General features: G+C 46.1%; 20 protein-coding genes. 3 read left to right on the top strand and 17 right to left on the bottom strand.

Annotated elements, in window-relative coordinates:
* Positions 1-108 precede the first annotated feature (108 nt).
* Positions 109-1,089 (top strand): aromatic ring-hydroxylating oxygenase subunit alpha, encoded by a 981-nt coding sequence (locus tag HPY28_RS14615; RefSeq protein WP_173623273.1) that lies wholly within the window; start codon positions 109-111, stop codon positions 1,087-1,089.
* Between the two features lie 86 nt (positions 1,090-1,175).
* On the opposite strand, the gene cls is transcribed toward HPY28_RS14615, so the two are convergent.
* The gene (cls, locus tag HPY28_RS14610; RefSeq protein WP_173623272.1) at positions 1,176-2,624 is read right to left on the bottom strand and encodes a cardiolipin synthase; all 1,449 of its coding nucleotides are present in this window, start codon (positions 2,622-2,624) and stop codon (positions 1,176-1,178) included.
* Positions 2,625-2,706: 82 nt separating this feature from the next.
* The gene (locus HPY28_RS14605) at positions 2,707-3,651 is read right to left on the bottom strand and encodes an aminopeptidase (protein ID WP_174225262.1); all 945 of its coding nucleotides are present in this window, start codon (positions 3,649-3,651) and stop codon (positions 2,707-2,709) included.
* 289 nt (positions 3,652-3,940) lie between these two features.
* On the opposite strand from HPY28_RS14605, the gene HPY28_RS14600 reads away from it, so the two are divergent.
* Complete coding sequence (locus HPY28_RS14600; RefSeq protein ID WP_174230819.1) at positions 3,941-5,224, top strand: haloacid dehalogenase-like hydrolase; 1,284 nt, start codon at positions 3,941-3,943, stop codon at positions 5,222-5,224.
* A gap of 39 nt (positions 5,225-5,263) precedes the next feature.
* Here HPY28_RS14600 and HPY28_RS14595 read toward each other — a convergent pair whose 3' ends face one another.
* The 3 genes from HPY28_RS14595 to HPY28_RS14585 all read right to left on the bottom strand — a co-directional run bounded on the left by HPY28_RS14595 (position 5,264) and on the right by HPY28_RS14585 (position 8,535).
* A complete protein-coding gene (locus HPY28_RS14595; protein ID WP_174230818.1) occupies positions 5,264-6,724 on the bottom strand; it encodes a DUF4179 domain-containing protein in 1,461 nt (486 codons plus the stop codon).
* Positions 6,717-7,289 carry an RNA polymerase sigma factor gene (locus tag HPY28_RS14590; protein WP_017252499.1) on the bottom strand — a complete coding sequence of 191 codons (573 nt, stop codon included), beginning with the start codon at positions 7,287-7,289 and terminating at the stop codon, positions 6,717-6,719. The genes HPY28_RS14595 and HPY28_RS14590 overlap by 8 nt, the downstream gene beginning before the upstream one ends.
* A 514-nt stretch (positions 7,290-7,803) precedes the next feature.
* On the bottom strand, positions 7,804-8,535 hold the full coding sequence (locus HPY28_RS14585; RefSeq protein WP_174230817.1) for a hypothetical protein: 732 nt from the start codon (positions 8,533-8,535) through the stop codon (positions 7,804-7,806).
* 199 nt (positions 8,536-8,734) lie between these two features.
* On the opposite strand from HPY28_RS14585, the gene HPY28_RS14580 reads away from it, so the two are divergent.
* Positions 8,735-9,685, top strand: coding sequence for a hypothetical protein (locus HPY28_RS14580; protein ID WP_174230816.1), 951 nt, complete (start codon positions 8,735-8,737; stop codon positions 9,683-9,685).
* A gap of 113 nt (positions 9,686-9,798) precedes the next feature.
* Here the strand turns inward: HPY28_RS14580 and HPY28_RS14575 are convergent, their stop codons facing one another.
* From HPY28_RS14575 to eutS, 12 genes are all read right to left on the bottom strand, one after another.
* The gene (locus HPY28_RS14575; protein WP_217444799.1) at positions 9,799-10,350 is read right to left on the bottom strand and encodes a DUF4309 domain-containing protein; all 552 of its coding nucleotides are present in this window, start codon (positions 10,348-10,350) and stop codon (positions 9,799-9,801) included.
* Positions 10,351-10,615: 265 nt separating this feature from the next.
* The gene (locus HPY28_RS14570; RefSeq protein WP_174230814.1) at positions 10,616-10,951 is read right to left on the bottom strand and encodes a hypothetical protein; all 336 of its coding nucleotides are present in this window, start codon (positions 10,949-10,951) and stop codon (positions 10,616-10,618) included.
* Positions 10,952-11,239: 288 nt separating this feature from the next.
* Complete coding sequence (locus tag HPY28_RS14565) at positions 11,240-11,530, bottom strand: aspartyl-phosphate phosphatase Spo0E family protein (protein WP_174230813.1); 291 nt, start codon at positions 11,528-11,530, stop codon at positions 11,240-11,242.
* Between the two features lie 404 nt (positions 11,531-11,934).
* Complete coding sequence (locus tag HPY28_RS14560) at positions 11,935-13,326, bottom strand: helix-turn-helix domain-containing protein (RefSeq protein ID WP_174230812.1); 1,392 nt, start codon at positions 13,324-13,326, stop codon at positions 11,935-11,937.
* A gap of 467 nt (positions 13,327-13,793) precedes the next feature.
* The gene (mdh, locus tag HPY28_RS14555; protein WP_017252508.1) at positions 13,794-14,735 is read right to left on the bottom strand and encodes a malate dehydrogenase; all 942 of its coding nucleotides are present in this window, start codon (positions 14,733-14,735) and stop codon (positions 13,794-13,796) included.
* 20 nt (positions 14,736-14,755) lie between these two features.
* A complete protein-coding gene (eutC, locus tag HPY28_RS14550; RefSeq protein ID WP_017252509.1) occupies positions 14,756-15,697 on the bottom strand; it encodes an ethanolamine ammonia-lyase subunit EutC in 942 nt (313 codons plus the stop codon).
* Between the two features lie 20 nt (positions 15,698-15,717).
* Entirely contained in the window at positions 15,718-17,079 is a 1,362-nt protein-coding gene (locus HPY28_RS14545; protein ID WP_174230811.1) for an ethanolamine ammonia-lyase subunit EutB, read from the bottom strand.
* A 20-nt stretch (positions 17,080-17,099) separates the two neighbouring features.
* On the bottom strand, positions 17,100-18,560 hold the full coding sequence (locus HPY28_RS14540; protein ID WP_174230810.1) for an ethanolamine ammonia-lyase reactivating factor EutA: 1,461 nt from the start codon (positions 18,558-18,560) through the stop codon (positions 17,100-17,102).
* Positions 18,561-18,701: 141 nt separating this feature from the next.
* Positions 18,702-19,298, bottom strand: a complete 597-nt coding sequence (locus tag HPY28_RS14535) for an ANTAR domain-containing response regulator (RefSeq protein ID WP_483297548.1) — start codon at positions 19,296-19,298, stop codon at positions 18,702-18,704.
* The gene (locus HPY28_RS14530; RefSeq protein WP_017252513.1) at positions 19,264-20,724 is read right to left on the bottom strand and encodes a sensor histidine kinase; all 1,461 of its coding nucleotides are present in this window, start codon (positions 20,722-20,724) and stop codon (positions 19,264-19,266) included. Before HPY28_RS14530 ends, HPY28_RS14535 begins: the two co-directional genes overlap by 35 nt.
* 93 nt (positions 20,725-20,817) lie before the next feature.
* Entirely contained in the window at positions 20,818-21,261 is a 444-nt protein-coding gene (locus HPY28_RS14525; protein WP_173623266.1) for a EutP/PduV family microcompartment system protein, read from the bottom strand.
* Positions 21,258-21,599 carry an ethanolamine utilization microcompartment protein EutS gene (gene eutS, locus HPY28_RS14520; RefSeq protein WP_007720097.1) on the bottom strand — a complete coding sequence of 114 codons (342 nt, stop codon included), beginning with the start codon at positions 21,597-21,599 and terminating at the stop codon, positions 21,258-21,260. The genes HPY28_RS14525 and eutS overlap by 4 nt, the downstream gene beginning before the upstream one ends.

Below are 21,599 nucleotides of genomic sequence, written 5' to 3'. Positions count from 1 at the left end.
AATAGGTAGTATCGCTTTATAATGTTCGTGTTTTCTGTTGACTTCCCTTCTACTCTCCCGCTACAATGAGTGAATAACCGAAGTATCGACAAAGGGAGTGTCTCATCAATGATCGTGCAAGATACCGTGCTGCGTAATGAGTGGATCGTCGCCTGTCGTTCGGTGGATGTGCAAGACCGCCCCATCCAGGTCACCATTATGGGCGAGCGGGTCGTCCTCTTCCGCAACGAAGAAGGAATCCATGCGTTTAAAGACCTCTGTATTCACAGAGGCGCTGCCCTGTCTCTGGGCTGTGTCCGAGATGGAAAGCTGGTCTGTCCGTATCATGGATGGGAATATGAAGCATCCGGCGCCTGTGTAAAAATCCCTCAGTTGCCTGCCGAACAAGCGATACCCGGCAAAGCGCGTGCTATTTTATACGGCTGTACAGAGCGATATGGATTCGTGTGGGTGAATCTCGCCAACCAATCTCCTGAGTTTTTTGCCCTGCCGGAATTTGAGGATCATCGTTTTCGAAATGTCATCTGGGGGCCACAAACCGTGATGGCCAAGCCTCCACGCGTCGTAGAGAACTTTTTGGATGTAGGCCACTTGGCTGTCGTTCATGAGGGTTATTTGGGTGTCGAAACGCATATGGAAATCGGGGATTACCGCGTTCACCGCGACGAGAACGGTGTTATTCGCACAGATGAGATCAAGATTTTTCAGCCTGACCCGGACGGTACTGGTCAAGCGAAGCACGTCTATTACACGTACGAAATCCTCCGTCCGCTCACGGTAAAATTCACGAAACGCGATGCGGAAAACGGCAATCTGATGTCTATTTTGCTTACTGTGATGCCGCTGGATGAAGCGCGAAGCGTAGCTTATGGCGTACTTTCTTTTAATTATGAGACGAACCTTTCCGATGAGGAAATCATTAGCTTCCAAAACCTCATCTTCGCTCAAGATAAACCGATCGTGGAAAATCAAAAGCCTGAGGACCTGCCACTTGATTTACAAGTAGAGCTATCCTTAAAATGCGACCGTGCGAGCATCGCTTACCGTCAATACTTGACGGAGATGGGTATCACATTCGGTACGGCATAAGCTTCTTAACGAAAATAAAAGGACCTGCCAACTCCGTGATTGCTCACGTAGGTTAACAGGTCCTCTTGTACTTTCTCGTACAGCTTTTATAAAAGCGGAGACAACAGCCGCGTCAACGATTCCAGCAAGCGTAAACGCAGTGGTCGGTTTACATACTCTCCCAGTGTCATCTCCCGGCAATCAGCCAGATCGGAGACAAACAATTCCTCCAGCTCCTCTGCCATCTTCGAATCGTACATAAACGCATTCGTCTCGAAATTCAGCTTGAAGCTACGAATATCAACATTGGCTGTTCCCACAGATGACAACTGGGTATCAACCACGATTGTTTTGGCGTGCATGAAACCTTTTTCGTAGAGGTAGCAGCGAACACCGCTCTTTAACAAATCACCGAGATAAGAGTGAGTCGCCCAGAATACCAACAAATGATCTGGCTTTCCTGGGACCATCACCCGTACATCTACCCCGGACATTGCCGCCATTTTTAGTGCGGTTAGCATACCTTCATCGGGAACGAAATACGGCGTCTGCAAGTAAATCTTTTTCCGTGCCTTGTAGATCATCTTCAAAAATGCATGCTTAATTTGCTCTTTTTCCGAGTTTGGCCCGCTCGATACGATCTGAACGCCAATCGTACCCTCGGACTCATGAATCTCCGGAAAATACGCCAGTGACTCATGCATTCTTTTCGGAGCGGACAAATTCCAGTCCAGGAAAAAGCGTGCTTGCAGCATGTACACCGCTCTTCCCTCTATCAGCAAATGGGTGTCACGCCAATACCCCAGCTTCTTATCCTTACCCAGGTATTCATCCCCAATGTTGAAGCCTCCGATATAGCCAATCTTTCCATCAATAATCGTCAGTTTACGATGATTCCTGAAGTTAACCCGAAAATTAAGGAACGGAATCTTCGCCGGGAAAAAGGAGGCGACTTGTCCCCCCGCCTCTACCAATGGGCGCAGGAACCGGGAGGAGACACCAGAGGAACCTACCGCATCATAAAGCAATCGAACCTCGACGCCCTCCTTAGCCTTCTTCGTCAACAGTTGAATGAGCTGTTTCCCTAGATCATCGTCATTCAAAATATAGTACAGCAAATGTATATGCTCGCGAGCTTCCTCCATCTGTTTGAACATGAGGTTGAACAGACTATGGCCTTCCTTAAAAACCTGAATGGTATTATCCTGCGTATAGTACGCTCCATCACTTACCACGTTCATGAAAATCATGTCGCGGTGTCTCTCCATCTCAGGGTCGTTCACCTGTAGTTCACCATGGGCAAGCAACTGCTTTTGTCTATCGACCGCAGCTCGAAAATGAGAAAATTCCCCTTCCTTGAGCCGATACAGCTTTTTCTTGCTTAGCTTATGTCCAAAAATCAGGTAAACGATAAACCCGATGCCCGGCAAAAACAGCAGAACCATCAACCAGGCCCAGGTTGCCGCGATGTTTCGCCTCTCCATGAAAATAAGAACGGCAGCCAAAATCAGGTTACCTATTGTTATAATCGCAAATATTTTTTCAAACATTGCCATCACACCACATCCACCTCTAGGATTTCTCCCATATTACAACATTTACTATTGGGATTCATCCTTCCTATCCATCTAGTTTGTCCTATGTTGTCAATAGTTTTCCGCTCTTCATGATACATTTATCGTCCAAATACACATCCGGCTCTTTGACAACCAGATCAATATGTACCCCTGCAACAAGTGTCCCGCCAAACGTGTTGTTGCTACCAAAGGCTACATGAATCGTTCCGTACACCTTCTCGTCCTCTAACACAACTCCCGTGATACGCGCCTTATCATTCGTTCCGATTCCGAATTCACCCAGCATCCGCCCGTCTTGGTCCCCAAGCATTTGCAGGAGGCGTTCACCCGCCGTTCCTTCTGCCTCTGTGATCCGACCATTTTGGACCGTCAATAGCAGAGGCGAATCAATTTTTCCGATACCGGCGATGGAGCCATCGACAAGGATTTGTCCCTCTGCTGTCCCTTCCAATGGGGCGATATACGCTTCTCCGGAAGGAAGATTGCCCGATTCTCCAGGATTGACGTACATGCCCGTACTCGGCACCCCATTGCGATCTGCGATGGAAAACGTCAGTGACTTGCCCGCTTTTTCGATCCGCACGGTACTTGCCCGCGTCAGCATTTCGGTCACGCGCTCGGTGAGTGCCTTTACTTGTGTATAGTCAGCGGAAATCGCTCCCGCAAGGAACATGTCTTCCGTAATAGCTGGCATGGTAGCCAGTCTTGTACCATTTGCTGCTGCTTCTTTTCGTGCTTTTGTATGAGTCAAAGAGTGCTGGGTCACACATACCACCACATCTGCGCTCTTCATCGCCGCTGCAACAGCCGCAGGAGGTTCTTGACCGGACTTTTCCCGCTCCTTCATGACCATCAGCATCGCTTCTGCCCCGAGCTGTTTACCCGCTTCCCAGAGCGCCTCACCGATGTCCCGCTTCCGCTCGTCGGCCACCACCAAAAATGTCTCATTCGCCTGTAATGCCAAGCAATTCATCAAAATGCCTTTGCTGGATTCTATCAATGTCACGCCGCATCATCCTTCTCATCTATCTATGGTTAGATTATATCCACTTTTTTCTTGCAAACTCTTCTGTCTTCGCTAGATTAGATCGTTAGTCCTGCCCTTATCAAGTTTATCGGAATCTTCTTGCTTTTGCTGTAAGATTTAGTATGATTAGAATACAAATGAAAACGCTTAAGACAATGAGGTCTTCTACCCGCGCTTTGCAAAAGGCGTGGGGAAGACCTTTTTCTTTTGAAAGAAATGATAACGTTTTCATTTGGGGATCGAGAAAAAGAAAAAGGGGATGACAACAATGTCACACAGAAAAGTACAACCCAAAACGTGGTGGCTGACCATGCTGATGATCGTCGCTCTACTCGCGATGCAAATGCCAGCTTTGGCCAAGGACACCAACGTGCAGATGCTCGACAAGGGGAAATGGGCACCTGCGACTTATCAAGCCGTCCATGAATTGATTGAGAAAAACGGCGTCAAGAGCGCTACCTACAATGCCAAGAAAAAGCCGTATGTCGTTTTTGACTGGGACAATACGAGTATCATGCATGACACCGAAGAAGCTCTGTTTGTCTATCAGATCAACCATTTGGCTTACAAGCTCACACCAGAAGAATTCGGGAAGGTCATCCGCACGAATGTACCAGAGGGACCGTTTTCCGATTCGTATAAAAATGTTGACGGCAAGCCTGTCACACTCGATGCCATCGCGACTGATCTCGTAGCCGACTACACGTACTTATATCAAAATTATCAAGGTCTTAAAGGAACAAAGTCGCTGGAAGAAGTGACAGCAACAGAGCAGTTCGCAGATTTCAAAGCTAAGCTGTTTTTCTTGTATGAAGCAATCAACGATACACACAGCAACTCGATTGGCTATCCGTGGGTGCTCTACCTCTTCACGAACATGAAAGTGGAAGAAGTACAACAGTTGGCGGAAGCATCCAATGATCTCAGCCTCGGTATGTCGATTCAAAAAGTAACCTGGACGAGCCCGAAATCGTTGGCAGGCAAAGCAGGCGTGGTGAAAGCCTCTCATACAACGGGCCTGCGCCTCACTTCCGAAGTCGCAAACCTGATGAACACGCTGCGTGCCAATGGCATCGATGTGTATGTCGTGAGTGCCTCCTTGGAAGATGTCGTTCGTGTCTTTGCCACTCTCCCGAAATACGGCTACAATCTCCCAGCGGAGAACATCATCGGCATGCGTCTGAAAACAGAAAACGGACGGATTACGAATGTGTACCAGCCTGACTACCCGATCACGGTAGCCCACGGCAAGACGGAAGTAATCCAGGATGTATTGGTGAAAAAGTATGATCATGGCCCTATCTTCATCGCAGGCGATAGCAATGGGGATTTCGAGATGATGACTGAACTCGACAGCGTGCAACTCGTGCTCGTCGTCAACCGCGTCAAGGGCGGCAAAATTGGGCAGCAAATTACCAAAGGTGCCGAACAGATGGGCAAAGCAAAACCTACGGTTGTCCTGCAAGGACGTGACGAGAACACAGGCATGTGGATTCCGAGCGAAGCGACGATCCGACTTGGGCAGAAAGAGCCGCAGTTGGTCGCGAAATAACGTAGAAAAACCGCCCTTGTACCGGGGCGGTTTTCTTCTTTATTGATTGGTAACTGGAATTCTCCACTCTAGCGGATATTTTTTCTGAACAGCATCCAGTCGTAGGGTGAGCTTCTCCGGGAGCTTGGTTATTTCTCCTCCTTCCCAATGACTGCTGTCCTCCAGCCGAATTTTGTACGTCGCTCGCTCGCGTCCTGACTGATCAACGGGTCCCTTGGATTGATGACCCATTTTAGCCCGGTAGGTTGTCCCCTGCCCATCTTGAAGTACCCACCAAGGCAAATAAATCCTCGTAATATCTCTGGATTGTATCTCGATCTCCATTTCCATTTGCTGTTTTTCCGAATCATCATCTTTTGCCAGCTTGATGCTTTTCAACGTAAAGATATCTTCTCCCACTTGTTGGATCACTGGCTTCTTGTTCAATTCATCCGGATGGAAGGTGACACTCATATCGTACGGGATTGCCTTATGGAGGCTATTTATGACGAGTGTCGCTGCTTTGCCTTTTGGCAACGGATCGTCGTCATTGATCCAACGGAAATGCCCATAGCGATCCATGGAATAAGAATTATAGATGATTCTTTCCTTCCCCTTGCTACCATCTGCTCCCTCGTAGTAATATCCCAGCCCATATTGCTGATACGGAAGAAATGGAGCGTAATCGGGGTTCGTCGTCTTTCCGGTTAGCTGTTTTGCTTCTTGTTCCAATTGTTTTTTGGCCGCCTCTGTCCATTGTGTTTCCAGCTCAATTCGGGTGGCCGTTGGTGTGTGGACGATCTGGTGCAGGGTCATCTTTAATCCATGCTTCGTCATTTGCGTTTGATTGACAGGCAACACAGTGGTTGCCGCTGTTGTTTTTGCCATCGTGATCGGAACTTGCAGCTTCCAGTTTCCTTTTCTATCACCGATTTCATCAAAATGTATCGACAACGTCTTCGGAAGGGGCTCTTGTTCTTTTTCCCCGAGGATAAACCGGACGACTCCCACATTTTCTTCAAAGGTAGTTCCCCACTTGTCAGTCATGACCTCCCCTTTGGCATCCAGCAATTCAACGGCAGTGGATTCTGCGTTTGTCGCTGACGGATTAGGGAGCAACGGCTTGCCATCCGACTGCTTAATCATTAAAGCAACCATTACCTGCACCGGATCAGCAATGATTTCCTTTACCTCCAAGGTAATCCCCTGATCCGTAACAGAAAGATTCGATGTTTCAGAGAAGCCTTGTCTCGCCGCCTGTTGCACTCCTTCATCGAATCCGTCTTGAGCAAAGATCGATTTGACATAGGCCGCAAATGTTGGGGACACTTGCATGCTTGTGAGCAGAGCGACTACGACTGCGGAAGCGATGCCGATGGATGTCCATTTTTTGCTTCGGAAAACTGAGCGTCTTCTCACTTGCACTACGTGATTCTTGCATGGCATGTGAAAATTCGGCGTCTCGACAACTCCCGCTACTTTCCTAAGCGTCTCTTGGATTTGCCGTTCCTCGTTAGTCATGAGTCATTGCCCCTTCCCGCAAAAAATCAGATGGAATGCAACTCTTGTCCAATTGCTGTGCAATCAGCTTCCTCGCCTTATGCATGCGCGATTTGACTGTCCCCTCGAAGGAACCCGTAATTTTGGCGATCTCCGACACGCTGAAGCCCTCGTAATAGTAAAGAATAATGACCGCGCGATGCTCCGCCTTCATGCTGCGAATCGCCTGCCATATTTGCCGCTGCTCCTCCCGCTGGATCACGTTGTCCAACGGTGTTGTCGCTTCTTCCGGGATCATCTCTTCGTATTCCACCACGGGCTTCTGCTTGCGTACCAGATTCAGAGCCCGAAACGTAATGATCCGGTATAGCCAATTGCGAAAGACCATGCCCCGTTTTTTATCGAGTCGGTCTATGTGCTGATACGCTTCGATGAGCCCTTCCTGAACGGCGTCCTGCGCCAGATGCTTGTCATGAATGATCAAATACGCTGTCCGGTATGCCATCGCCAGATAAGGCTTGACCAATTGTTCAAAGGCTTCTGGCTCGTCCTCTTGGCATTTGGCAATCAACTCCCACTCATCCACAGCAATTCCCTCCCTTCGTTTTTGCTCTACTGTATATTCACGAGAATGCTGAGTTTGGTTCACGTTACATAGGCGAAAAAATACTGAACATGGAAAAACCCGTCCCCTGAACAGAAACGGGTGGATACTATGCGTAAGCAGCTAAAATAAGAAATACAAAATAATAGTGACTACATACAATTGCCATACTTTTATTTTGAACTTGATACAAAACTTTTCCAATACGACAGATAACCATTCGCACCCTTTTAGTAATAGCATAAAAACTCCCATACCGACAACTAAGGCGAAATCTAGTGGGCTAAGTATACTCTCGATATAGTTATACACTTTAGTGATTAGCAGGAAAAGCACAAAGACGAAAAAGGAATAGTATGTCACTGAGGAAACCTCCACTATGTCATTACAACGAAAATAGGGAGCACTTAGCTCCCCGTTTCTTTTGTAATTATCCGTTATCTCCTTTTTCTGTCTACTTCGTAATGATCTTGCTGTTGAGAAAGACTTTGGGGAGCTAATTAGGAGAGGATGCAATGAGTTGTTCAACTTCGTTTCTAAGCTCAGAGATATTTTCTCCTGAATAATTTTCTTGCAGGAAAAAAAGATTATTATGTTTATTACCATGTTCTATTACTTCCAATGAAACTTGGGATACAAGGGTTTCCTCGTCATTAATCTTTATTTTTCCTTGAACTGACCCTACTATGTTATAGACGTCATCTTTATCTTCTGTTAAGAAAACAAAATATTTATTTCCTTCTTTCATAGGAATACTTCCTTCAATCCCTACCGATGTCATTCTGGGTTCACCATTATCATCATTCACTAATTTAGATCCTGGCTTTCCTGCGAAATATTTGGCCGCCTCTCTTTCATCGAATTCCCCTCCAGTTTCCAGTACAGATACTGTATCATCTATCTCTACATCACCTTTATAGACTTTCGTTACTCTTAATTCAGAGACTGTATATACATCTAGTCTTTCATAATTAGGGTTATTTTCTTGAGAAATAACTTCAGCTTCGGCTATGATATCTGCATTTTCAGCTAGACCCTCCACGTCAGTGAATGTCTCGGTAAACATTGCTTCACCAGAAACGATTCTATAATCTGAATCACTGGAATAAAGAAAACTCTGTTTTTTCAAGTCGCCTATATAGTAAAAAGCAAATCCTGCAATTGTTATAAAACCAATAGTAGCTAATGCTATTTTTTTTGTGGATTTTAAATTCTTAATGCTAATCATTCGTATTCTCCTTCCTACAAAATGATAGACAAATTCCTTCGCTTGATGGGCATGGGGTCTGCTCACGATGCAAAAAAATAAGATATGAACCGAACCTTTTTCCGCTAAAGAGGCAATATAGTGTGTAAGCTGCTTATTCAGAGAACAAATAGAACAATCCTATTCTCATTATTTACAACAAAAAAGGAGCGAATTAACTATGAAAAAACGATTCATTGGTGGAATGGTTGCTACTGCGATTTTGATTCCAGCTGCAGCATTTGCGGCTTCTGCCGTGATTGACATGCCTACAAGAACACCGATGACTACTGAACAAGTCAAGGTGGATGAGGTTGGCAAATCAACGCTTGAGAAGCTGTATCTCGCATTTCCTGAAACAAAATCGTTTGAGATTATCGATGCAAGCAACGTTCAAGGTGATGTATCCAAAGGGAAAAATGTAATCAACGTGAACCAAACAAGCATTGTACTACAGGAAAAAGGAGGAACCGGCAAAAAGATTACCCTCCATACAAACGGTAGTACGGGTGAGATCGAACACGTGATTCAAGAGAATTGGGAGCCAAAGGAGAAGTCACTCATTACTTTAACCGATCAGGAAATCAAGGCGAAAGTGAATGATCTTATTGATAAAATGTATGGCAACGTCGAACAGTACGAGATTGCTATAGAGCAAATGGAGAATCCAAATCAAAAAACATGGATGTTGAATTACACCAATGAGATGTTCGAAGAACCGATCTACCAGGTCTTTGTTCAGGACAATACCATTAGTGTTACTAAGATCGTAGGTATTCCTACAGGTCCAAAACCTTCAAACATTAAAGTAGAAGGCCTATTCTCTTTAAATGGTAAGCCTGATTATAGTGCTGATAACTTTTTAAACGATGAAAAACTGTTTGCTTTACTAAAAATAAGCCCGACAGAATTAAAACAAGAATTAGCAAAAGGTAAAACTGTTGTGGAGATTGCAGCATCTAAAAATGTCTCGAAACAACAAGTAATTGATGTGATTGCAGAAACACAGTCTAGAGCACAACTTCAAGGTGATGGAGTACCGATCTCCGAGCATTCACTGAAACAAATGATGAAAGCAATTGAACCAAAATTATTGCCAATCATTGAACACAAAACGGAAACGAAATGGTAGAAAAACCGAGTCAACTGGGTTACACAAATAAAAGAGAAGAGGCGGGAGAACCGTCTCTTTTTTTATGGACTAATTTTTCAGAATTCAGGCCAAAATAAGCCAGATAGTCTAGCTTATTGGACTCGAAGGGTAACATACTTTACTGGACTTTCTTTTGAATCAAACGCAAATCTTAGTAGATTTCCACTATTTTCATATTCCAATATAAACGTATTGTCACCTGTGTCATCCATAAACTCTCTAGAGGGTTCCCCTAAGTTTTTTTTGATTTCCTCAGGTTTTCCAGTCATTCCAACAGTCTTTGGTTCGGCATTCATTAGGACGACTTTACTCGTATCCTTTACTTCATCAATTGAATTAGCATAGTCTTCGAATTGTAAATCAAAACCATCATAATATACTGTGAATCCATACTCAGAATTTCCACTCTCGATGGGGTTTCCGATTTTATCTAGAACCTCTTTTTTTGTTGCTCCAATGCCTATTAAGACACCTTCTAATTGTCCATTTTTTACTTTCTCCAAAGTGTCCGATTGAGCAGAATTAACAGGAATATCTTCAGTTTTTTCAGAAACATTGGAGCAGCCAAATAAAGTTATTGAGCTAAGAACTACAACAAGTAAAGTATTACGACATATTTTAGGCAGATCAATCACACTCCTCATAAATTGATTGGTCAGTGGTAGGAGTGGATCGTAGGCTAGTGATTTATTGGAAATTATTTAAACGCACTTTAATATGGATGCCACAAGAAAAACGAACATGTGGGTTTACAAGGTTAAGGAGTGCTAGACACAAAAAATAGCTGGTTATACTGCTAGTGTTAACCGGCTATCTCGAAGCAAATTCGAGATTATTCTTCCTTTTCGTAATCCCATGTTCCATTGCTTGCATTAATCTTAAATTAAAAGTAACAACAAAATACTTTGATTATATTTTTTTGTTGTATTGTTTAAATTCAACTAATGTATTAGGCATATTTAATGGCCACATTCTTCCCTCAATGAAAATATAGCTAAAAACATACTTACCATTTTGTTCGATTTGATCATATGCCTCTTTAGCACTAAGTCTATTACTCTTTACAGGAGAGGAGCTTAACAAGCTTACCTCATCTCCAATTCTAATCGTCTTCTCATTGCTACAAAATTCAGTTTCGTTATTTAAACAAATATGCTTGATACTAAGAAAATATTTGTCATTTTCTACCCATTTGTTTGTTACTACAACCCACCCATACGTTTTGCTATGTGCCTGAAAATTCATATATAACCCAATCATACTAAGCAAAAACAGGAGCATAATACCTAGTACTACTTTTTTTTCATGATAAATCCGCCCCTTACTAAAAATACAATAGGAAGGGAAGGAAGCCCTCCCTTCTTATTGTATTAATTATTCGGTCGATCATCACCAATTTCAAAACTTTCATCCCATTTCCACTTATAATCAGCGGCATCATTAAATGTAATTCCTGCTGGACCAGTTTTTTACCGAATACCTAGATAATAGTTAATGGAAGGGTCTTGGGAGGCCTTGAGGTGTGAGAAGGACTTACTTTTCCGTTTTCAATCTGTTTTGTGCAATGACAATATATTTATCCAATTGTTGGCTTACAGCCAAAACCTTATCATGTGAGAGACCGTACTTCCCCGCCAATTCCATCATTTCCAGTCGTAGATGTTCGATTCTATTATCCAACTCTAAGTGGCAACCGATTTCCTTTACCATGCCCCGGATCGTACACCTACTTTTAGGGGCTGATGCAGCTTCTCTTTTGGGGGAGCTTTCAGGGTGAAAAGAAACATCCCTATCTAAAATATTTGCGATAGCAGTAATATCCAACGCCCCCTCTCTTTTACAATTTATTACATATAATTACTATACATGGATGTGCAGAAATTCACCGATTAAGAAAAATTGAATAGAAAAAAACATCCCCTTTAGGGATGCTTTTAGGAGTGCAGAAACTAAAATAACAAATCTATGGCTGCAATTTCTCTAGCCATCACTTCCATGCTGATATGCCTTAGCCTTAATTAGACCATCATGGATTGGTTCAAAAGGTATACCGCCAATTAATCCAATCGTTAGTAAAAATGCAAGAATAAGAGCCTTCATTCTCCCATCCCCCTTTTTCTAATTTGTAGCCTCTTTCATGTAATGGTCAGGGTTTATAATTAAGCCCTAGGCATCGTTGCCATGCACTAAAATAACCTAATAAATGACTGTTATATAGTCGCTTCATTTTACCTATTTTGAAAAAGAAGATTAGCAACCATTCCCGTTACAATTCCTTGGTATTGTTCCTCTTGTGCTGTTGATACGTATTGACGGTGCTCTTCAAATAAAGCTACGCATTTAAGAGCATCTTGATATCTGTTCATAGAGTCAGCTAGAGAAAGGCAGCACAAGGTTTCTTCAATCCCGTTCTCTATACGTCCTTTATTAAATTCATAAATGGCAGTTTGAGACCGGAACTGGAGTTGCCTGTCCAATCCAATTGCTTCGTTAAATTGATCAAAAGTAGCAATATGCGAAGAAAAACGTTTAAGTATTTCATCCACACAAAAATGGTAGGTATTCGCCGATTTCATAATGGAAATTAAACCCGCGAGTATTTCATTCGTTGGAAGACTATCAAGATAGTCTGTATACTCTTCTATGATGCTTGTATTGCCACCCAATACTTCTAACGTGTACATGTTAGCCTTCGCCCAGACGCTGAACTTCTCAACCTCTTTGTATCCAACTTCATCAAGCAGTTCAAACCAACTTAGATCTGCATAACCTTGTACATACGTTTTTGCTTGTTCGTATAGCCCTTGCATCTCCAATGCCAAACCTTTAAATAAATGTCCCATACCATAATAAAAGACGAAATGACGTTCTGTTTCCAGAGGTTCACTCTTTTTGTTTCTTTTCAACCTGTCCAACTCATGTATGTAAACCGTTTCTGCAAGAAACCGTAATTCATCTGCATACTGCTCTGATTTCTTCCATTTCTGTAAAGCGAAACAAACCCGCGTTAATTGAAATAAGGCGTCCAACTGGTAGTTTTCAGGAAGCCTATTCCGATAGGGGGAAAACCGAATAACTGCCTCCCCATTTTCTTCAGAATTGGTCCCGAGTGAAGCTCGAAATAATCGATACTGACTCCTTACGAATTGCTCAGAATGTCCATCCTTCTCGCTATCCACGACAGCCTGATAAAAAGGTATGGATTCTTTTTGTTTCCCGCTTTCATATAGCTGTTCCGCCACTAAAAAGAGGGTCGAAATATTTTTAGGGTTGTCCAACAATTTAGGAACAACCTCATCTATACAATCCTGCCGCCCAAACTCTGCACATCGAATCAAATATGGTATCAACCGAGGGCGCGATATTCTCCCCTCTGATATACATTCTTCCGTATACAATTCGTACAACCAACCTGGTTCGCGACCAAACACCGCAGCGAGCGCGTCTAATTGACCAATGGTCATAGCCCGCGGTGGATTTCCGTTCAGAATCTCGCTTAAACTCCCATGGTTGATGCCCGTTAATTCACCTAATTTACTCAAGGTATAGCCGCACTCTCTACGGTGTCTTTCAATCTCTGACCGCAGCGACCAGTGCAATGTCCCTTGCAGCCCCCCCATAAAGAATCATCCCCTAAATTTTTCCTTAATTTTACAATAAAATATATTTTTTTGGAAGATTCGGCTTTACATTTCTTCATATTTCATTAAATTAGTTCGTCACTTTTCGCACAATTCCTCCAATGTCTTACAGGTGTTTGCACTTCGTGACAATTACGCCCTCTTGAATCAGCTTTTATGCGAATACAGCCCCGTAGGAAGAAGCGGATTTCCAGTCCTAGCGCCTCTGGAGCCCTACCCAGCTCCGAAATAAATAGCGGGGGTTTTCAGCTTCAACCTCTGAAAAAACATCCTCCAAGCTCTACTTTTGAAGCGCTCCCGCTATTTATTTCGGAGCGAACAGTACCCGCCCTCAGCAGGGCGTAGGCCGAAGCGTAGACTGGAAATCCGCTTCTTCCCTCCACTATCCACATTGTAAAAAAAGCTCCGCCAAAACATCTGGCGAAGCTTTCATTTTAAACTCGTGCTTATGGCATAGCTACTTTCATAACTGCACGAACGGAATCTGCGGATTTATCCAATGCTGCTTTCTCAGCAGCAGTCAGATCCAGCTCGATGACTTGCTCGATACCGTTTCCACCCAAGAGAGTTGGTACACCCAGGTAGATATCGTTGTAGCCATACTCACCTTGGAGCAGAGCGATGGAAGGCAGGATGCGCTTTTTGTCTTTCAAGATCGCTTCTGCCATTTCTACCAGAGCTGCCGCAGGTGCATAGTAAGCGGAACCGTTACCCAAGAGAGCTACGATTTCGCCGCCACCTTTACGTGTACGCTCTACGATAGCATCCAGACGATCTTGTGGGATCAATTTTTCGAGTGGGATGCCACCTGCGTAGGAGTAACGCAAGAGTGGTACCATGTCGTCGCCGTGACCGCCCAATACGAAGCCTGTTACGTCATTAACAGATACATTCAGTTCCATTGCTACGAATGTACGGAAGCGAGCTGTATCCAGTACGCCGGATTGACCGATTACGCGGTGTTTCGGGAAGCCGGATGTTTTGTAGAATGTATACGTCATCGCATCTACCGGGTTGGACAGGATAAGTACGATGGAGTTTGGTGCATATGTTTTCACTTGCTCAGCAACAGAGCGCATGATAGCTGCATTCGTTGCTACCAAGTCGTCGCGGGACATACCTGGCTTACGAGCAATACCTGCTGTGATGATTACGATATCGGAGCCTTCGATGTCTTTGTAGTCAGAAGTACCTGTAATGTTAGCATCGAAGCCGAGAACTGGGGAAGCTTCCATCATGTCGAGTGCTTTACCCTTCGTTGGGTTTTCCAGTTGAGGGATATCGACCAAAACGATGTCAGCCAGCTCTTTTTGCGCCATGATGAACGCAGTTGTCGCTCCTGTAAAACCACTACCGATGACGGCTACTTTTTTTCTACGAAATGTCATGCTGAATCCTCCTCGTCATGTTACAAGACTAGTTTCACACCACTTGCTTTTTGCTCCAGCATTTTGGAGAGAATGGTCCCGATGTGGGCCCCCGCCTCAACCGGAGAAGTACCTTGACGATGAATATTCGAGATCACTGTACGCTCTGATTCTACCATACCTTTGCGTGGACGGTAGCACATGTACGCACTCATGGAATGCGCCGTAACCAATCCTGGACGCTCTCCGATCAGGAGCACCAATACTTCTGGCTCCAAAATCTCGCCGACGTGATCCATGCTGGCTACGCGTCCGCCTTGGATAAAGAACGGTGTGCCGCAGGTCAGTCCATAGCTTTTCAGAGAGTCCATCAGGGATGGAAGCACGTCTTTCAGGTTCGCATCCACCGCAGCGGCACTCAAGCCGTCCGAAACGACGATTTGTACCTGCGGTTTCTTTTGGCAGCGCTCTTGCAGCAAGCGCACGCCTTCCTCCGTGAGGACGCGCCCCATATCCGGACGCTTTAGATAGTTTTCGGTGTTGTCATACTGCGTTTCCACTGTGAACAAGGAGTACTGATCGAGCACCGCTTGACTGACTTCACCGTATACAGCATCTACAGCCGCAGCATGGTCGCGACGCAATTCGAGCATCGTTTTAGTCAAAGGTCTCACACCTGTACGCCAAACTCCGATGCGCGCTGGCGTGCTGGACAGCAGTTCATCCAAGCCTTCCTTGTACTTCGGATTCGGTACGTGTGATGTTCTCTCAGGCTCTGCTGATGGAGCAAGTTGCTCATTCACCGCTGGAGCTTGCGTCGGAGCCGTCGCCGCACTCGTTACTGGCTCTGCCTTTGGTTCCGATCTCAGTTGAATCAAGCCCGTCTCTGCTTTTGGTGACGGAGCTTGTTCTGTGGCCTCACCCAGCTTCTTTTGCAGCTCTGCTACTACTTTATCTACCAAGAAATCTAATTGTTGTTCCATCCGTCTTTCACCTCCTGATCTTACATGAAGATTGTCGGATCGCCTGCTTTTGCAGTCAGCCTACCGTTTTCCATGATGCCCATTTTCTCCAGCCATTTTTCAAAATCTGGTGCCGGGTGCAGTCCCATCACTTCACGGAACGCGGCAATATCATGGAAGCTCGTCGATTGATAGTTGAGCATGACATCGTCAGCCATAGCTACCCCGATGACGAAGTTAACTCCTGCCGACGAGAGCAAGATACCGAGATTGTCCATATCGTTCTGATCGACCTTCATGTGGTTCGTGTAGCATACGTCACAGCCCATTGGCAAACCGTGCATTTTGCCCATGTAATGGTCTTCCAAGCCTGCGCGGATTACTTGACGGCTGTCGTACAAATACTCAGGTCCGATAAATCCAACTACCGTATTCACGATAAACGGATTGTATTTGCGAGCCAAACCGTAGCAGCGCGCTTCCATCGTTACCTGGTCCATGCCGTGATGCGCCTCGGAAGACAGCTCTGAGCCTTGGCCTGTCTCGAAGTACCAGAAGTTCGGTCCATAGGAAGTACCTTCTTTGCGCATCAGCTCGTCTGCCTCATCCAACAGCGCTACATCAATACCAAATGCATTGTTTCCTTTTTCACTACCCGCCAAACTTTGGAAAATCAAGTCTGCTGGTGCCCCATTACGGATGGCACGCATTTGAGTAGATACGTGAGCCAATACACAGTTTTGGGTCGGGATATCGAATTTGGTCATCACGTCTTTGGTCATGTTCAAAATATCCTTGACGCTGTCCGCTGTATCGATAACCGGGTTGATCCCGATAACCGCATCGCCGATTCCGTAGCTCAATCCTTCGTACAGAGACGCCTTGATGCCTTGTACGTTATCGGATGGATGGTTCGGCTGTACACGAGAAGCCAATACGCCCTTTTGACCAATTACGGTGTTGGCATGCGTCACAACTTTAATCTTGGACGCAGCCGTAATCAAGTCCAGGTTGCTCATGAGCTTGGCAGTCGCTGCAATCATCTCACTGGACAAGCCGCGGCTGATGCGCTTGAGTTCATTATCGCCTGCTTGATGGCTCAAAATGTACTCGCGGAGTTCTGCTACACTCCAGTTTTTGATTTCGCTGTAAATTTTTTCGTTGATGCCTTCTTCGATCACACGGGATACTTCGTCTTCTTCTGCCGGAACCATCGGATTGTTGCGGATATCCGCCAGCGTCAGATCAGCCAAAACTTGCTTGGCAGCTACACGTTCCCGGGAATCAGCAGCGGCGAGACCAGCCAACTGGTCGCCTGATTTATCTTCATTAGCCTTCGCGAAAACTTCTTTCAAATCGCGAAATTGATAGGTCTGTCCAAGCACAGTCGTTTTCGTGTTCATCACGTCCACCCCTTCTTACGTTACGGCCTTTCATCAAACGCGAGTGTTTTGACGACGACGGGAATGATCGTTCCCGAGATCGGCTCACCGAGATCGATGTAATCGCCGTATTCCACACGCACCTGATCGATGCAAATGATTTCCGGTGCCCCTTTACAACGCAGCGCCAAGGCCTGCCCGAGCGCTTTCGCCATATCTGTTTCACAGATCACGACCATGGTTTGACTCTCGGGGAAACTTGCCCGGTATTGCTCCGACAGCTCCTGGGAAAGCGTCTGTAGCAGAGCGTACGAGCAATACCCGATGCCGGAGATCGCGAGTGCGAAAGGAATCCCTGTCGTTTTTTCAAACAGGCGCTCACCCAGTTGGTAGATCGAAGCCACTTCCTGTCGCAGTCGTGTGGTATCTGCCAATTGTTCCTCGGTAAGCTCTAGCTTGAGAATCGGAATATTTTTAATCGGCAACAGTTCCGGCTTAATATGCACGGTTGAACCACTAATCTCCGTACTCTGCATCCCCGCGCCAATTACCGTTGCCCGTACTGTCTGATCCGGGTCTAGCCACTGTACTGGATACGTTCCTTTTACGCGCTCCTGCTGGAGTACATATCCGAGCAGCGGGCCAAAATCGCCATATCGGCTCGCATCCGAAATATTTTGGACGGGAGGTCCGCTCATGAGCAGGCCTACACCACCTGAGACGGTCAATTCAGCAACAGGGATGGAATCGCGCAAATGCGGCCCCAAGACGAGCAAGCCTGATACTTGTCGCTCTTTCCCCGTCAAATAATCGAGCATGCTGCGTCCCAACTGTTCGGCAACCTCTGTGAGCTGCGCGAATCCGATTTCCTGTCCGACTTGAATACGCAATCCTTTTGCCGACAGCCATTGTTGAATGTTCGGCGACACGTATTGAACGACACCTTGCGGACTGAGTCGGATCAGTCTTCCTCCGACGTGGAACGTAACCGTCGCAATCGCTCGACCACGTTGGAAGTAGGCTGCATTCGCTGTTCCTCCGCCAATATCGACATTGACGATCACACCTTGTATGGCTTGCGAGCGTTTTTCTGCGCCAGCGCCCTTGCCCGCCAGCACGCCTTCGAGGTCAGCACCTGCTGTCGCTACCACGAAATCCCCGGAGCGTTCAGCCAGCAGATGAACGATATGCTGTGCGTTCTTTTTGCTGGCTGTTTCTCCGGTGATGATGACCGCCCCGGACTTGATTTGAGACAAGCTGATTTGTGCCTTGTTGTACTCGGCTGCAAGAATCGATCCGATTCCGTCAGCGTCGATTTCATCAAATCCGATGAGCGGTGTGGAATGTACTTCACTCGCATACAGCAATTGTCGCTCCACGATCTGATAACGCGGCAGCGAAAACGTGCTGGACATGCGACCCAATCGCAATCGGCTAACGATCATTTTGGTTGTGCTTGTTCCCACATCGATCCCGACGCTTTGGATCCATTGTTCGTCCATATGAACCTCCTTGAACCATTGGCGTGTCAGACGGGCTTACGAAAAAACGCTTGAACAGCCGGTACCTTGCTCCCGGTCTGATTCAAGCGCCTTTGCTCTCTTCGTATCTACTTGTCACTGCTTTTTATGATAACGTCAGTACTAGCCTTGTGTGGAAATGGCCTGCTCGCCCGACAAAATCTCTTCTGCCAGCTTCACAAGCGGCATGCGCCGTTGCATGCTTACTTGCTGCATCCATTTGTAAGCCGCTTCCTCTTCCAAGGATAGGGCACTCATCAGCTTTCCTTTTGCTTTTTCCACTGCTTTGCGATCCTCGATCTTTTGCTTCAGATCATTGATATCCTTCTTCAGTGAAACGACTTTTTCCTTTTGACTGAGTGCGATTTCTACTGCGGGAATCAAGTCATCCTCCGACACCGGCTTCACCAAGTAAGCCGTCACACCCGCTTTTCTGGCATCCTGGACGAGTTCCTTTTGGCTATAAGCCGTCAAGAGAAGAATGGAACTGTCTGAAAAGGAACGAATGATACTGCTTGCCTTGATTCCATTCAAGACAGGCATTTTCACATCCATGATGATCAGATCGGGCTTGTGACGATGGGCCTGTTCGACTGCCTCTTCTCCGTTTTTCGCCTCGGCAACCACTAAATACCCTTCATTTTCGAGCATCTCGCGCAAATCCATGCGAATAATCGGCTCGTCATCAACCACCATAATCTTCGGCTGTGTCATCTTCATCCTCCTTTTGGATCGGATAGAGGATGGTTACCTCTGTTCCGTTCCCAGTGTTGCGGAAATGCATCGTGCCTTCGAGGTCTTCCCTGACCAGCGTATCGACAATTTTCAGGCCGAGATGGCCCTTTTTGTGGATTTGCTCCATGTCCTCGATGCCTACTCCGTCATCTGTCACAGACAGACTAACGAAGTCTTCCTTGGCAACCAGTGCAATAGAGATTTTCCCTTCATGCAGGTCATGAAAACCATGAATCATGCAATTTTGAATCAGCTCGGTGACGATCAAGGCAAACGATGTTGCTTTGTTGGACGGCAGATATACCGATTCGCCCGTCACCACGACGTGTATAGCTTGCTCAGAACGTCTCATCGAAGAGACGATTATTTTCGATATTTTGGTTAAAATCTCTTTGAAGTCAATCTGCTCCAGACCATCCTGTGCCAAGTATTCGTGAATAATGGCGATGCTGTTGATGCGATTGATGCTTTCCCTGTATACCTTTTCAATCTCGTTGGACTGCGAACGCCGCATTTGCAGGCGCAGTAGGCTAGAGATGGTTTGCAAATTGTTTTTGACCCGGTGGTGAATCTCTTTGATCACCGCGGATTTGATCATTAATTGCTTTTCTTTTTCCCGAATGTCCGATATGTCTCGCAGGAGAATGAATCCCCCAATGATGTCTTGTTTGCGGACGGACGAAACCGCTTTCATCATGATAAAGTGTTTGCCTTTTGACAGCTCCTCCTGAATATAACCCCCGTTGCGTACAAAATTCTCCGGGGAAACTCTCCAGGAAAAAATACGTTCAATGCTCTCGCCCTTTTCCGGCCGTTCAAAGCCAATCAAAGAGAGCAGCTTGTGGGCACGGCCATTGGCGTACGTGATAACCCCACTCTGATCAAACAAAATCATGCCCTCGTGCAAAAGCGACGAAATGGGCAGATCAGGCACAGCGAACTGGATGAGCGTCTCACTTAACTGCTCCGTTGTTTCCTTGAGCATTTCGACGTTTTTTTCCTGTTCCACCTGTTTGGATATATCTTGTTCAGTTATCAAGGTCCCGATTGTTTTTCCAGCCGCATTCGTGATGGGTACGACACTTTGTCGCATCACGACTTGCTCCTGTGAAACCCCACGTGAACCGATGACGGGCTTGCCTGTCGTCAGACAATACATAACGGCCGGCTCATTAATCGCCGTCGCCAAATGCCCTACGACCGATCCACTGTACATAGAGCGTGCCGTACTCGGTGCAGCTTGTGCGACTACCATCGCAGCGCTCCGATCTACCGTCGGACAATCAATAAACATGTCCGCTTGAGACAGATCAGCAAAAATCTGAAGCTTGGAAGCCAGATCCTCCACAATCCGAATGTCGTCATCACTCAACGTCGTGGACGCTTTGCACACTTCTCGTATTGATTGCATGTGAACCTCTTTTCACCTGCTAGGAGTTGATATGACCTCATTTTCTCACAGACGCGCTACGGCGGAAAGGGGTGTAATACTGGTTAATCAAGCTTACTCATTGACAATTTCTTGCAAATGCGTTCGCAATTCTGATACTCCCTCACTTGTGAGCGAGGAGGTCCGGAAAATCTTCGCATTGCCGAGCGATTGACGCAGGAATTGTTCTGCTCTCTCCACATTTGCATCAGGATGATCCGTTTTGGTAATGACCCCGATGCACGATTGCGGAAACCCTTGTGAGAAGCCAGGAGGGAAATAATTGCGCTCCCGCGTAGCATCCTGCACCATCACAATGATCTTCGCCTCAAGAGAGGTAGCCATAAGTGTGCGGTAAAACATCGGGTTTTCGCTGTACTCACCCGGAGTGTCAATTGCCCAGTCCCGATATTCGAGCGCTTGTGTCTTTCTGGCAGGCTGTTCGTCATTGAACAGCGCCCGCACCAGAGAAGACTTTCCTGCTTCGATTGCACCGATAATCATTACACGGCCGGTCATGATTTCGTCACCAATGCCGGTGTAAACCGCAGTTTTTCGCTCAGTACCTGATTGACCGCTTCGACTGCCATTTCAACAGCGGATACATCTCCTACGACAATCAGTGAACCTGTAAAACGATCGAGAAACCCAAGCTCGACGCCAGCAGCCTTCGTCGCAATATCCGCGGCAATAATGGCTGTTTCGGTAGGCGTCAAAGTCAAGATGCCGATCGCACCGGCCTCATTGATACCTAGCTTGGTATAGAGCATTGGGTCAGGGTTTGCGATTACATGAGCCAACGTGACCTGTTTCCCTGGTACGAATTCCTGGATGACTCGTGAACGTTCCTGTTCCAT

The sequence above is a fragment of the Brevibacillus sp. HB1.2 genome, from assembly GCF_013332495.1.
Taxonomy (GTDB): domain Bacteria; phylum Bacillota; class Bacilli; order Brevibacillales; family Brevibacillaceae; genus Brevibacillus; species Brevibacillus porteri.
This window is presented reverse-complemented; position numbering and strand designations above follow the sequence as displayed.

Bases quoted from the DNA above. Each gene is read 5' to 3' on its own strand.
- HPY28_RS14615 (WP_173623273.1), top strand. From the start codon at position 109: ATGATCGTGCAAGATACCGTGCTGCGTAATGAGTGGATCGTCGCCTGT.
- eutC (WP_017252509.1), bottom strand. From the start codon at position 15,697: ATGGAACAACAATTAGATTTCTTGGTAGATAAAGTAGTAGCAGAGCTG.
- HPY28_RS14575 (WP_217444799.1), bottom strand. From the start codon at position 10,350: ATGAGGAGTGTGATTGATCTGCCTAAAATATGTCGTAATACTTTACTT.
- HPY28_RS14525 (WP_173623266.1), bottom strand. From the start codon at position 21,261: ATGACCGGCCGTGTAATGATTATCGGTGCAATCGAAGCAGGAAAGTCT.
- HPY28_RS14585 (WP_174230817.1), bottom strand. From the start codon at position 8,535: ATGATTAGCATTAAGAATTTAAAATCCACAAAAAAAATAGCATTAGCT.
- HPY28_RS14530 (WP_017252513.1), bottom strand. From the start codon at position 20,724: ATGCAATCAATACGAGAAGTGTGCAAAGCGTCCACGACGTTGAGTGAT.
- HPY28_RS14540 (WP_174230810.1), bottom strand. From the start codon at position 18,560: ATGGACGAACAATGGATCCAAAGCGTCGGGATCGATGTGGGAACAAGC.
- HPY28_RS14545 (WP_174230811.1), bottom strand. From the start codon at position 17,079: ATGAACACGAAAACGACTGTGCTTGGACAGACCTATCAATTTCGCGAT.
- HPY28_RS14570 (WP_174230814.1), bottom strand. From the start codon at position 10,951: ATGAATTTTCAGGCACATAGCAAAACGTATGGGTGGGTTGTAGTAACA.
- HPY28_RS14595 (WP_174230818.1), bottom strand. From the start codon at position 6,724: ATGACTAACGAGGAACGGCAAATCCAAGAGACGCTTAGGAAAGTAGCG.
- mdh (WP_017252508.1), bottom strand. From the start codon at position 14,735: ATGACATTTCGTAGAAAAAAAGTAGCCGTCATCGGTAGTGGTTTTACA.
- cls (WP_173623272.1), bottom strand. From the start codon at position 2,624: ATGGCAATGTTTGAAAAAATATTTGCGATTATAACAATAGGTAACCTG.
- HPY28_RS14535 (WP_483297548.1), bottom strand. From the start codon at position 19,298: ATGAAGATGACACAGCCGAAGATTATGGTGGTTGATGACGAGCCGATT.
- HPY28_RS14600 (WP_174230819.1), top strand. From the start codon at position 3,941: ATGTCACACAGAAAAGTACAACCCAAAACGTGGTGGCTGACCATGCTG.
- HPY28_RS14560 (WP_174230812.1), bottom strand. From the start codon at position 13,326: ATGGGGGGGCTGCAAGGGACATTGCACTGGTCGCTGCGGTCAGAGATT.
- eutS (WP_007720097.1), bottom strand. From the start codon at position 21,599: ATGGAACAGGAACGTTCACGAGTCATCCAGGAATTCGTACCAGGGAAA.
- HPY28_RS14580 (WP_174230816.1), top strand. From the start codon at position 8,735: ATGAAAAAACGATTCATTGGTGGAATGGTTGCTACTGCGATTTTGATT.